Below are 13,673 nucleotides of genomic sequence, written 5' to 3' on the forward strand. Positions count from 1 at the left end.
CATAAGGAGTAGAAACTGATGAATACAGTTTTTATTATCGTTTTTTGGGTACTTATACTATTTCCACTTCTTAATATAATTCTGATAAAGAAGTGGAATATAAGTCCCATTGATCTCATGGGGGTATTTGGCAATTTAAAAATGCTGTTTACTTATAGCACTTTTACGAATGCAAAAATAGCCAAAATACGCAAGCAGTTTCGCATAAAAACTTGCATATTTTAGGCTGTTTAATTGTACTCCTTATTTTGTTAAAGTTACCCGTCGGTTCAATTCCAAAGATCTCAGCTGACGATTAACCCAAGTACCGATTTCGGATGACCCTCATGTGATGAAGTTCGTGTTCTGTATCCGTTACACTATCTGTAGCAACAGTTGCTATCTCATTTTCTTCAACACTTGACAAGGTAACACCTTCTTTTTCAAATTCAAAGAAAAGTTTTTATTTTTCAGCATAAAGCATTATAACTCAACTGTTTTCATACAAAATTTTATGCAAAAAAAGAAAAGCGAGGCTCCCTCATATCCCCGCTACATCAATGATGTATAAAATCCTATATAAGAGATACATAGACCAAAAAACAAGACCCCCTGTACATACAAGGATTCTATGAAATTATTTACTACCGATAATGGGGCGTTGTGTTAACTATATACGAATATCATATTCATCCAAAATTGCCCTTATTGATGGTACAATTAAAGTCTTGGAGGGGGATTATGGGAATTATTTTATATTTTGCATTTTATTTTGGAGTACTGTTTCTTATAATTGGTACTGCATTAGTTTTATTTATTATGGCTGCATTACCAAAAATCTGGAGTAAAAATCTATCATTCGTAATGATCGGTTTAGGGATAAATATACTTACTATTCCGTTGTCTTTTTTTATAGGTGGGATGGCAACAGATTCTCCTGATAGTACTAGGTTAGATTTTTGGAAAGGATTTTTCTTTATTCAAAAAATACCGCTCTTTTTACTGAGTTTTTTATTATTTTTAACTGTGGTGTTGTGGTTTATTCGTAAGAACAAGAAAAAAGTAAACATATAGAATTTCAAAACGACTTCCAATAACAAGAATTATGTAAATAAGCTGTCCATGTGGACAGCTTATTATTTTTTTGCTTAGCGTGCAAAATTCGCGTCTTGTTGGCGGTACCCCATCGCTATCAAGCTAAGTTCATACAACATCAAAGTCATTACAGCTCCATGAGTGCCTAATACTACTGTCCTTTTAAACATATAATTACATTTCTATTATTTATTTTACCACTTGTACAGATGCTGGTTTCCACCCTTGATTCTCTACCCAATCAATATTAACCTTATATTTTTTATTACTTTGTTTATCTCGTACATTACCGTAGGCTTTATTATTACCATTATTTCCAATAAAATCGAAAATCAATTGGCTCTCTGGAACATCAACAGCATAAGAGATTGCTTTTTTCATCTCACTCCAATCTACTGTTCCTTCTTTAAATTTCATATCAGGTTTTGCTCCTTGCTCTGTACCAATTGGCTTCCATGAAGGATTAGTTTGAGGATCCTTTTCTTGAGATACCGTTTTTTCTTCCTCTTTATTTTCAGTTCCGTTCGTTTTTACCGATTTTTCTACTTTTTGTTTCCCTTCTAACTGTGCTGCTTCTTTATCTTCGCTTTTCTTTTCTTCTATCTTTGCTATTTCTTTATCTTTAGTTTTCTTCTCTTCTAACTTTGTTGCTTCTTTATCTTCAGTTTTCTTCTCTTCTATCTTTGCTGTTTCTTTATCTTCAGTTTTCTTCTCTTCTATCTTTGCTGTTTCTTTATCTTCAGTTTTCTTCTCTTCTATCTTTGCTGTTTCTTTATCTTCAGTTTTCTTCTCTTCTATCTTTGTTACTTTCTTTTCTTGAGCAATTGCTTTCGTTGATGTATTAGAAGGGGTAAACAATTGGTATGTCACTATACCAACTGTCACTAATACCAAAGTAAATGCAATATTAAAAATTGCCTTTTGACGACGATTCTGTTGTTTTTCTTGAAATCTGCTTACTTGTCCCATTCTTCAAACCTCCGTGTTTACTTTCTCCTCTACTCTTTATGTATTATCCCTAAAATTCTTAATATTTTTATTAAACAATAGAAATAAACTACACTTTCCATACAGGATTTCATATCATAATAAAATTTGTGTTTTTTCAAGTATCTGACATATGTTATTCAAAATAGTTTAATACATTAAAAATTGATAAGCTTCTGCACTTAAGAAACCTTCAATTTTATTCAAAGGTGATTCCAATTACGTCCACATTAGATCTCCTGTAGAAAGCTTTTTAACAATTAAACCTCTTCTTCCCTTATTAATAATTTTAAAATTAAATTTCCCTCTATAGTATAATAAAGATGTTTCGTTTTCTAATGGGGTATGTCGTAAAATCAAAAGAGATTTTATCTCTTTTACCTTCTTTTCAGAGTAAAGTTCACCACTAGGAAATTCTATTATTCCTAATGTAATCTTTAATTCGCTCTCATCAAAAGCCCACTCTTTATTAAGTTCTCTTATCTTTTGTATAAAGCTTCTTTTAGTTTGTCCTATATAGAGCAATGTTACATTCTTAGCATATACTCTAGAGATTGCAAATATCCCCTTCTTAGAAGCTTCTTCCCTATTATAAAAGTCATTTATACTATACATGCCATACCACTTAATATGTACTGTTTCTATGAATCTCACCTCGTTTTTAGACAATATTATAATTTCTGAATGTTCAAATTATTATGGGTACATATGCTTGATTACTTGAATTATAAATTGTGCTTTTCAATAATACATTTTATTATTACTAATTTCAATAATGAAGAAAAAATACAATATTATAGTTTAATTACAAAGCTGTATAAAAACAAAGTCATGTCGTGCCACATATTTTCTTTTTTTACAATTTCAAACTATCGTGAACAAAATTTTAAAATTTATGGAATAAAAATATAATGTGTATGTACATACACATTATATTAATTGAAGAAAAAGAGTAGAAATTTAATCTCTCTACGCTGTTAAAATTATTCAACTCCAAAAAAACTGTACATCTTCTAGAGATACTAATTTTCTAGTTTTGATGTTTTTATAGTGCTTGAGCGTGATATTATTCAAGCTTTTTCATTGAGAATGCATAAATACAAACAAAACCAGTAATACATCTTTTCTGTACCGTACTGGTTTTGTTTAAGATCATCTTAAATTATAGCTAGTTCACCGAGATTGCAAATTCCGATTTCGGTGCCCCAGCGAATACGATTGTTCCGTTCTTCGGAAGTTCCACCTTGTTATTGCCACTCACAATGGTGAAGTTGACGCAAACTCCCTTCTCATCATACACCGCAAATGAACCATTTGATGGCAGCGTCACGGTCATCCTTTTGTCTGTTGCCGCTTGTGGAATTGTAAACCATTTCGCATGTCCATTTGCTCCCAGCGTAACTTTGGATGATTGGCCTACATCAATTGGTTTTACATTAGATTCACTTACGTATAACAATCCAGCCATCTCCATATATTCATTGCCGCCTTCTGTATAGAAGTGTGTTTCCGTCGTATCACGACCATTCATCACGGGTACTTGGATCTGATGCACCGCGGTGTTCGGACCTGTAATTTTTCTGCCATCCCAATAGCCTGCTGGGCCTTCCTTGCGAGTAATTTGAGTACTAAGATGTTTCGACTGAACAAGATATTGAATAGAACTAAATTTCTCGTTTACACGATAAAACTTGACACCTTCCCTCTTTGCCCATGCAGCAGCGGTTTTCTTCGAAAGCACGTTGTCTTCTAGTTTCTCAGCTAAATAGTGGGTCATTACACTTTGCCCTAAACCTGGATAAGATTTATATGCGCTCTCCTTCAAATAAGTTCTTCCATTCTTCTCGGTTACGAAGTTGAGCTTGGAAGTACCCCCCTCATTAATAAAGCTTCCATCAGCAGTATATACATATTTTTCTTCTGGATTAGATGGTAAGAATAGTTCACCGTTCTTCGTAATTTCAATTTTAAAATGAGTTTCGCTATTGCCATAAAATCCTGCTTTCTTTGCTACGCCTTGAGGCATTTTGACTTTGACCGGCTTACCAAAGGATTTGTTCGGCTTGATTTCTTTAATAGTACCTTTTTCTTTAAGCGTAGCGAGCAGCAATTCAGTTGCCATTAGCTGATTTGTAGAGCTCCGTCCACCAGATGTCAATACAGCCGCTGCTATTTTCTGTTCCGGAAGCACGACTAATATAGCATGTTGCAATGCCGTATCGCCGCCCTTAGCCAAAGCTTTGATCCCATATTCACTGAATGGGTATAGTTCCACACTATCCCAGCCAAGACCATAGTTAAAAATATTCTCGCCAGCCCCCGGCCACATTCCTTTTTTATATTCCTCTTGCTCCATTGCCTTAACTACCTTATCAGAGAGGATTCCTTTTCCCTGTCCCATAAATAGTTGTGAGAATCGCACCATATCTTCTGCCGTGGAAGATATGCCTCCCGTACCAATAACATTCACCGATTCAATTGGAAGTTGCCCTTGGTACGCCGAGTAATATAGTCCAGCCCGATTTTCATCCCTCCATTTGTCCTGTGGCGTTTTCGTATGATTCATTTTTAAAGGCCCTGTAAAGTTTTGATGTAGAAATTCAGTAAAGCTCATACCACTAACTCTTTCCACCAAAATTTCGGCCAGCGTAAAACCATCGTTACAGTATACTGAGAAAGCACCAGGGTCCGCCTTCAAGTTTTGATTTGACAATTGCTGTAACAAGGTATCATGGGCATAGGTATCATTATCGTTAAATAAAAATGCATTACCTAACGTAGAACCTTGCAATCCAGAGGAGTGATTCAATAACATACGCGGTGTAATACGTTTGTATCGACCGTCCTTCATCTTAAAATCAGGAACATAGCGGACAACAGGAGCATCCAAATCGACTTTTCCTTCATCGACCAATTTCATTACAGCCGCTGTTGCATACATTTTACTAACTGAACCAATCCCGTATAAAGTATCTTTGGTTAGCGGCTTTTCCCCTTCCATATCGTTCTTGCCAGCCTGACCCGACAAAATAAGTTTTCCATTATCAATTAGTGCATACTGCACGCTAGCTGCCCCATGGGACTTCGTAAGTAGCTCCGCCTTCTCTGCTGCAATCTTCTTCAGTTCCTGACTAGCTACTTCTTCACCAATTACAACAGTAGTCTTACTTTCAGAAAATGCTTTCGCTCCGGTTGGTAGAATCATAGTTACCGCTAATGCAGTGGCTAACACACCAGTTAGCTTATTTTTCATCACGGAATTACCTCCTTAAATAATTGATCGTTTTCATCATTCATTTGTGTAACTATGAAACTATGATAAATTTTACCCGTTTTTACTTTTAGACTACTTGCTAAATTCAGCAAGTAAAATATTTTTAAAAGGATCAGGAGTATCAGCTTTAAGGCTGTTCAAATTGACTGCCAATGTATGCTTGCCTCCAAGTGTGCCTCCAGCAAAAGTTAAAAAGCCAGGAATGGTTCCTCCATGCCCCCATATCGATTCACCGTTTGAAAGCTTCATTTTGAAAATTCCAAGCCCGGAATCACCAAGCTCATCTACTCCTGTAGGGACTGTTGTAAGCATTTGCTTTAGTTGCTGTTCTTTCAATAACTTGCCCCCAAGTAAACAAGAAAAGAATTTGTTTAAATCATCAGCTGTAGAAATCATATCTCCGGCTGAGCTCCCCATACTTGGGTTATAATAAGTAACATCTTTTGGCTCACTTGCTCCGTCTAATTGGATATATCCACGGGCATGCTTGGTTCCTGGAATGACGCTTGAATTTCCAGGTAAGAATGTATTCGCTAATTCAAGTGGTTCAATAATTCGATTTTCAATCTCTTCCGCATAGCTGTTCCCAGTTACTTTTTCAATAAGAATTCCTAGTAATACATATCCTGTATTTGAATACGACCAGCTCTTTCCTGGAGCAAAATCTGGAGGCATGGATATTCCCATCTTTACTAATCCTTCAGCAGTATAAGATTTTTTTGTATCCATCATATTAAAATCCTTTGACCTTGTGTAATTAGCGATACCACTTGTGTGATTCAATAATTGCCGGATAGTAATCTGTTTATCATCATATCCATTTCCTTGAATGACACCAGGTATCCATTTTTCAATAGAATCGTCTAGATTTAAGCGGTTTTCTCCTGCTAATTGAAGTATAACTGTTGCAGTGAACGTCTTTGTCACGCTGCCAATTCGAAAACGAAAATCTGTTTTCATTGGTTTCTTAGTACTCAGATCAGCTACACCAGCCGCATAACTCCATGTTTTTCCACTCTCAGAAGTTTTAGCAAGTATCCCTGGATATCCTAGTTTCAATGTATCCCGCATTGCCTCTTTGACGGAATTATGATCTCTTTGGGTGCTTGTTTGTAACGAACTAGATACATTTTGAATGGACTCCGCTTTTACACTTGAGGTTGGAGTTGTATAAAACAGGGAACCTCCAGTTATTAAAAGGGCTAAACCTGTACATGTAATTTGGCGATGCTTTTTCATCAAAATAATCCTCTCCCCTATTCATATTGTATAAATGGTTATTTGCTGTTTGGAACTAATCACACAGCTTTCTTCTTACCCCACTGCAAAAGGACGACATTGAATCTGTAATGTCTCTTTTCCTCCAAACAAGTCTTATTAATTGATTTGTTTTTTATAGAAATATATAGTATTTTTCTCCTCTCACTCTTCTTTACATTTTCATCTTACACAAGGAAAATCTCTTTTTTCTTACCTCTTCCTTACAAATTCCTTACGTTCAAAATTACTTTTATAATTGATTATTTTTTATGCGAGTCCCCTCACCATCAATTTAAGAATTAAAAAAAGAGGGGATTATCCCCCTCCTTTTTACGCTTGCTCCGACTGTCGGAATTATTTAATAAAACCACGATTCAACTTAGTTAACTTTTCATTGATGTTAAAAATTCTTACTCTAATATCTTTTACACCAGCTGCTTCAAGTCTGCTCTTGTGCATTTCCGCGTATTTTTCAGCATCTTGTTTTTCTTCAAATACATAAATGCCTCCAGCTTCTTTTGTTTCTTCATTCTCAGTCCATATTTTCCAATGGAATCCTTCTTCTTCGTTAATACTTTTTGCTAAATCCCAAAATCCTTTTTCCATTTCTTCACCAAAAGGACCTTCAAACGGAAAATCGACTTGTAATAAATATGCCATTTTCACTCACTCCTATTTTTAATATAAAATTCATCGGGAATTCCTTTGTATAAAAATTCTTCCCATTCTTTTACTGATCATGATTCGAATGAAAGTAATGTCTAAATCCATATTGCTATTATTATTCAAGCACTAATTGGAGAATCCCCCTATTTGTAACATAATCACAAAACGATAGTAACTTGAACGCATAAAGTGAAAGTTTAATAGTTTTCAGTTATGTTTAAAAAATGTGATACAAACTTATCCCTAAACTAAGGACAAACAAAACAAGTGCAGGTATTGCTTTCTTAAAGGGATCTCTCGCTAATACAATTAGAGTTAATGCGGCTGCAAGCATCGTACCGCCTAATAACAATCCTGCTAATAAAGCTATTGTTGGAATCCAAATTCCTATCAACATTCCAATCGCTCCTACAATCTCAAAAGCTCCAGTTAAGAAATTAAAAAACGAAGGTAAACCAAATCGTTTGAATTCATCTGCCATTTTCCCCGATATAATTTTCGTTCCTGTCATTAAAAAGAACAGAAACAACACTACTTTTACAATATTGATGAAAATTAAAATAGTAATCACACCTTTCTTATTATTTGATAAAAACTCAGTATTGTTCAGGTAGTAGTCACTACCTTTACCCTATTTCCTGAGATTACCCGTATGGAAGTCGCTTCAATTTACATTACCCTTTTCAATATTAAAGGGCTGAAAATTATATGCTATAGCATATATAATACAAAAATTTGACTGGTACTAGGCAAAAAAGTGAACCTGAATCAGATATGATACAAAATAAAGTTATCTTTCCATTCGTCCAAACAAACAAAAATTATATGCTATAGCACATATAATACCTAAAACAAAGTTTGTTCCTTATGAATAGCATAGCATCAATAAGGAACAAATATTAATAGCGTGTATCATACAATTTGTTTAATAACGATTGTAATACTTTAATTTCTTCCTCGCTCAAATTACTCGTAACGAAATGGTGAGCGTCTTTCACTACAGGCAAGATTGTTTTCTTTAACTCGTCACCTTTTTCAGTTAAAAAAAGGTTATGTGAACGCCTATCTTGGTCATTCAAAGCCTTCCTTACAATCCCTTTTCTCTCCATTGACTGTATCATTCTAACAACAGTAGTTTGATCTTTATCAATAGCTTCCGCCAACTCTTTTTGAGTAGTGCTCCTTTGGCTACAAAGAACACTAATAATCCCCCACTGCTCTGGCGTAACTCCATAAGGCTTTAATTTCTTCGTAAAATAATTGGTCATTTTCACATCAGTACGATGAACAAGATAGCCTATTAAATCATGTAAGTTCATATATCACCTCTATAAATTAAGATATAAAAGGATATAGCATACCAGTCAATCATTCACAATGAATGTATTTGTTTCACCATATATATGCTATGGCACATATATTAAAGTAGATTATTTTAATTGTCAAATGATTTACCTATTATTTTTCGAAAACAAAATCGCCCCCCTTAGATTATAGAAGGAATGACTAATTTGACGTATTTCTCTGGCGATTTCTCCTCTGTCGTTTTATGATATGCTAATAACATTTGATAAAATATGGTATCTACAAATAGTCAAATACCTTTAAAGATACCTCGTCCAGTTCTTGCTGTTGCAAGATAAACAGCATATAATCCGTTAACCACCCACATTAGCAACGAAAACATAAAGAAAAGGCATTCCAAATATGAAACACCTTCTTTCGTTTTATAAAACCATCCACTTAAATCTATTTTACAAATATAACATTCAACACGCTGAAATCTTCTATTTAACGTAATCACTCATTTAACTAAAAAACTTAGTTAATTGCACAATGCTCTTCTCACTTTTCTTGCAAAATTTAGTGGATCATCAACGTCTTCGATATTAACGTAAATCAAATTTGGATCATCACATAACCACTCATTGTGTATAGACGAAACAATTATTCCTTGTTTAATAATTGTCGCCACAAATTCAGTGACTTCTTTTTGTAAGAGTGCTACTCGGCCTAGGCATAATGCTCGTCCAGTTTTATTGTCTCGTGATTCGAATGAAAAGGAAGTTGTTACTCTAAAACGTTTTCCCAAGATTGTTGCTCGTATTTCATCCCTGTTTATTGTTGCCACGCATTTCCCACCGGCGAATCCTTCTTGCCCGCCGATAATTCTTGCAAACTGTTGACAAATTAATTCATCATTAAACGCCATACCTTTAATCATCCCCCCTTTTACTGTTAGGTTATGAATGAATACATAGGTCTGAAACGGTAATGAATCTAATCTATAAAAAAAATGATGGCAATCTACCGAGAGCTATTAGCTCAATTATTCTTGATCGTATGAATTGTTATCAGAGTTTAAATGGTGCAGAATTTTCATTTTATGTTTAATGGGCATTGGAGACTGAAAGCAAAACTCAGCTATTATATGGTAAGACATTTTTAAAAAGCATAAAAAAGACACCCTAAGGTGCTATCCTCCGACTTGAGAATCGTATCTATGTATGGAGAAATTTTGAAAAGACAAATACAAAAGAGAAGATTCTAACTATAATTTATAGAACTCTTATGCCATGAATTACTTACATATTTCCTTATTTACCAGAAGAAGAATCTCAGTTACATTATTTTCTGAACAGTCTCGTTAAAGCCATCCCAAGAAATCCAATGCCCATTCCTATTAGCCATCCAGTTTGGGCATTACCTAACATAGATCCCACTCCTCCACCAAGAAACATACAGCCAACGAATACTAATCCTCCAATTCCCCAATTCGGCCGTTCCATAATTCAATCACATCCTTTCAATAAAACATATGCGATTAGCTCCCTCAACTTTCTTCCATAGGATAGTTCATTATTTTGCTTAGGTTTAGCGCTATCAGGAAATTCGAAAATTTCTCTTTTTTATATAGACCATTTATTTGCCACATTTCTGTTTACTTATATTTTTTAAAAGAAGGTTTCCATTCTGTTAAATCCTGATAAACAAACGTTATATTGTTACATATTTCCTCTACAACTTCGTACATACGTTTCATATCACTAGTCGTAAATAATATAGATCCTTTGCGTTGAGTGCTATCTACAATAGGTGGTATGATGTCTCCCTCTTTTAGTAATAGATCAATTAATACGACCTCGGATATGTTACTTAACTCCTTATACTTGATTTCTTTTAAGCAACCTGGTTTTGGAATCAAGCTTAAAGACATAGCATGACATTTTGAAGATACACATCTAAATTCATCTATAGTCTCAGTAGCTAACGCATCATAATAGTATCCAAATTGGGATATGCCGGTTGTTAGTTCCACCATATTCCAGATATTACCACCACCTATTCTAACCTGAGATTCTATAATTATCGGCTTATTTTTTTTGTCTATCTTTACTTCTGTATGAGTAATGCCGTTTTCCATTTGCATGTCGTCCAAAAATAGCATTACTTTTTCCATAATTAATTGTTTTTGAGATTCATCTATAGGTGCTGGCATAATAGTATAGTTTATTATAAACGTACCTTCTTTAAATACTTCAGCTGATATCGCTAGTATAGAATGTTTTTTGTTATAAGAAACGGCTTCGACCGTATAAACTACATCACCTTCAATGTACTCTTCCACTAAAACAGGTAGTTGAATACCATTTTCTTCAAAAAATACCTCTACGTCATCTCCCGTGTCTAGCTTAGATACACCTTTACCACCTGCGCCAATCGGGGGCTTTATTATAATACTATCTTTTTTGTTCAAAAATTCATTAATATCTTTAATGTTATTGCAAACTGTCGAATCTATCGAAAAGTCTTTACCTGCTAGCATTTCACGCATCATGTCTTTATTGCGGGTTATCATATTAGCATTGTAAGAAGGCCCTTTAACATTAAAAATCTTTGCAATTATGCAAGCCGTATCTAATGCTGTTTCGTTGAAAGATACAACCACATCAAATGGTTTCTCTTTGAATAATTCTTCAGCATAGTATATAGACAAGGGTATATTTGTCGTGTCTAATTCTTTTTTATAGAAACATTTTTCTAAGATAGTCCCATCAAAATATATGTGTTTAGCGTACGATCCTATGTACGAAACAATATAGCCACTGTCTAATGCATCTTGTATAGGCTTTGTCCATCCCCCTATAAATAAAATGTGGGGTTTATTTTCTATGTCAGTTCCTTTTAATACCTTATGCATCACAATCATCTCCTCTAAAATGAACTCGTATATTCAATATCATTTCCTTTTGATACGCCACGTCTTAACAACGCCACTAAACACAATGTTGTTCCGAATCCCCCTATGAATAACGTAGTTTGAAGCCCAAATATAGAAACTAAAAATGCACTAGCAAAACTTCCTAATGCCCAAGCCCCCCAATTCAGCGTACGTTGTACAGCATTTACTCGGCCTAGCATGTGACTTGGTGAGGCAAGTTGTCGTATGGTTGCAGCGTAAGGGCCAAATACACCTTCTCCCATACCATGTATGATACTTGCAGCTACTATACCGATAATGGTTCCCATATATCCCATTATCGGTATAAAGGCCAAACCAGTAACTGATACAGTAGCGCTATAAATAAGCATTTTTGTATTATTAATTTGTTGACTTTTTTTCATGAGTATCGTGTTACCTATTAAAAATCCCACCGCTGCTGAGCCTACAACAAACCCTATTTCAAGTTCAGATAGACCCATTACCTTATACAGGAATATTACTAAAATACTATTTAGTATGTATTTAAAAAAACCGTAAACAGCGCCACAGGTTACAATTGGTTCTAATACAGGGTGTTTTTTAAAATATACCAAGCCTTCATATATGTTTTGGTATATGGATTTTATATTTACGTCTTTTAAAGAGCCCTCTGTATGCGGTTTAAACTTGGAAATAAATAATACAAATGCAAAACAAACAAAATACGTTACTGCGTCAATAGTAAAAGAGCCTGTTAATCCAAATAGAGTAATGATGATTCCTGCTAGCATAGGACCAATTACTACAGAAAGAGACTCCGAAAGTGCTAGTTGAGCATTTCCTTTTTTTAACTTGTCTTTATCTGTTACTATTTCCGGTAAGAAAGAAGGAACAGCAATGTTATAAAATGTAGTAAATATTCCATTTAAAAACATGATAAACACTAATAAAGGGAACGTTAAAATATTTGTTACAGTCAGTATGAATACTGATAAAAATAATACTCCTTGACATATACTACAAATTAGCAAAACATTTTTCCTATGAAAGATGTCTATCAAAGCACCGGCTACTAACCCGAAAATTAGGTAGGGTACAAATATAATCCCACGAAGCATGGCAGCATTTGCCTCGCTTGTTTGTAGCACCTCTAATGCAAAAAGAGGCAAAGCTACCATTGTAAGCTGGGTACCTAACAAACTTATAGACTGTCCTAGCCAAAGCTTGTGAAAATTAAAACGTTTGCTATCTTTCATAATATCCCCCCACTAAATTCATATTTATAAATTATCAAGTTAACGATATAAATAAGAACAGGAAAAGCCTATCTTTCAACTAATGTCTGTACCACATAAAAATTCGAAGCCTAATATAAAAGCGATTTTAGTTTCAAAATGAAGACTTGATCTTTAAAGCTCTCTTGACTATTAAAAAGCTCATTTTCCGATTTTATGTCACTTTGAATCACCTCCAGCATCAGTATAACCTTGAAGGCACGCTGTTGTATGCATTTTGGAATGTAACAGCAAGATATCAAAGTTACGATGACAAGTTTTTATGTAATTATACGTAATCAAATCTGCACGATTTGAGGAAAAGAACAATCTGTGAATCTAAGGTATCAAGTTTGAATTCAACTCGTCACAAATATACACTTGGATTGGAACGATACTTTTATAGCGGTGATATATCAAGTTACCCTTTCCTAGGATTCTTCAGAAAGAACAGCGTATTTTTTCATATTAGGTGTTATTTTGTTTTGTTAGTTTAATAGCGATGTAGCACTCCCCTTTCAAAATAGTAAAGTATAAACATGAAAAAACTCCAAACAAATTTTGTTCGGAGTTTTTTCAAATACGCGATATTTATTTAATCTTCATTATCAATTTCTATTGTACCTGTCCTTGCACTAACTTTTAAAATATTTAACAGATTATCAGGTGTCTTGATTTCCACTTCATATTCAAATTTTGATTGTGCTAAGTTGTCATCTTCTAATTCGAATTCTTTTTTCACATTAATAATTTCTCCATTTGTATGAGCTAAAGAAATTTCACGAACTTGTTTCTCTGTGTAGTTTTCATTCTTTTTTGCATAATTGTAACCCATGCCATAATATCCACTAATAATAGCAATACCACTTACTAAAATAGCAATTACACTTATCATTATTTTCTTTTTATGTTTTAACATTTCCATCCACTCCTT

Annotated in this window: 13 protein-coding genes; 1 reads left to right on the forward strand and 12 read right to left on the reverse strand. The window is 34.2% G+C overall.

From position 1 onward, the window contains the following. Positions 1-720 precede the first annotated feature (720 nt). The gene (locus tag GD442_RS15005) at positions 721-1,053 is read left to right on the forward strand and encodes a hypothetical protein (RefSeq protein ID WP_000511402.1); all 333 of its coding nucleotides are present in this window, start codon (positions 721-723) and stop codon (positions 1,051-1,053) included. A gap of 210 nt (positions 1,054-1,263) precedes the next feature. Here the strand turns inward: GD442_RS15005 and GD442_RS15010 are convergent, their stop codons facing one another. From GD442_RS15010 to GD442_RS15060, 12 genes are all read right to left on the reverse strand, one after another. Beyond that, on the reverse strand, positions 1,264-2,043 hold the full coding sequence (locus GD442_RS15010) for a YrrS family protein (RefSeq protein ID WP_078421399.1): 780 nt from the start codon (positions 2,041-2,043) through the stop codon (positions 1,264-1,266). A gap of 237 nt (positions 2,044-2,280) precedes the next feature. Further along, positions 2,281-2,715, reverse strand: a complete 435-nt coding sequence (locus tag GD442_RS15015; RefSeq protein WP_002164503.1) for a hypothetical protein — start codon at positions 2,713-2,715, stop codon at positions 2,281-2,283. Positions 2,716-3,229: 514 nt separating this feature from the next. Continuing rightward, positions 3,230-5,314 carry a serine hydrolase domain-containing protein gene (locus GD442_RS15020; protein ID WP_000791777.1) on the reverse strand — a complete coding sequence of 695 codons (2,085 nt, stop codon included), beginning with the start codon at positions 5,312-5,314 and terminating at the stop codon, positions 3,230-3,232. 93 nt (positions 5,315-5,407) lie between these two features. Next, complete coding sequence (locus GD442_RS15025; RefSeq protein ID WP_000716614.1) at positions 5,408-6,574, reverse strand: serine hydrolase domain-containing protein; 1,167 nt, start codon at positions 6,572-6,574, stop codon at positions 5,408-5,410. A gap of 375 nt (positions 6,575-6,949) precedes the next feature. Next, a complete protein-coding gene (locus tag GD442_RS15030; RefSeq protein WP_000323758.1) occupies positions 6,950-7,255 on the reverse strand; it encodes a monooxygenase in 306 nt (101 codons plus the stop codon). Between the two features lie 223 nt (positions 7,256-7,478). After that, positions 7,479-7,829 carry a DoxX family protein gene (locus GD442_RS15035; protein WP_025686870.1) on the reverse strand — a complete coding sequence of 117 codons (351 nt, stop codon included), beginning with the start codon at positions 7,827-7,829 and terminating at the stop codon, positions 7,479-7,481. Between the two features lie 331 nt (positions 7,830-8,160). Next, on the reverse strand, positions 8,161-8,580 hold the full coding sequence (locus GD442_RS15040) for a MarR family winged helix-turn-helix transcriptional regulator (protein ID WP_001048567.1): 420 nt from the start codon (positions 8,578-8,580) through the stop codon (positions 8,161-8,163). 506 nt (positions 8,581-9,086) lie between these two features. After that, positions 9,087-9,485, reverse strand: coding sequence for a DUF1259 domain-containing protein (locus GD442_RS15045; protein WP_000589729.1), 399 nt, complete (start codon positions 9,483-9,485; stop codon positions 9,087-9,089). Positions 9,486-9,888: 403 nt separating this feature from the next. Continuing rightward, positions 9,889-10,050: a hypothetical protein gene (locus tag GD442_RS27785; RefSeq protein ID WP_000441009.1), complete on the reverse strand. Its 162-nt coding sequence runs from the start codon at positions 10,048-10,050 to the stop codon at positions 9,889-9,891. Positions 10,051-10,202: 152 nt separating this feature from the next. Then, positions 10,203-11,462, reverse strand: a complete 1,260-nt coding sequence (locus GD442_RS15050; protein ID WP_000549725.1) for an ATP-grasp domain-containing protein — start codon at positions 11,460-11,462, stop codon at positions 10,203-10,205. A 14-nt stretch (positions 11,463-11,476) separates the two neighbouring features. Further along, positions 11,477-12,721: an MFS transporter gene (locus GD442_RS15055; protein ID WP_000655287.1), complete on the reverse strand. Its 1,245-nt coding sequence runs from the start codon at positions 12,719-12,721 to the stop codon at positions 11,477-11,479. A gap of 613 nt (positions 12,722-13,334) precedes the next feature. After that, positions 13,335-13,658 (reverse strand): PepSY domain-containing protein, encoded by a 324-nt coding sequence (locus GD442_RS15060; RefSeq protein ID WP_000912138.1) that lies wholly within the window; start codon positions 13,656-13,658, stop codon positions 13,335-13,337. Positions 13,659-13,673 lie beyond the last annotated feature (15 nt).

It is taken from the genome of Bacillus sp. A260, assembly GCF_009861435.1.
Taxonomy (GTDB): Bacteria; Bacillota; Bacilli; order Bacillales; family Bacillaceae_G; genus Bacillus_A; species Bacillus_A cereus.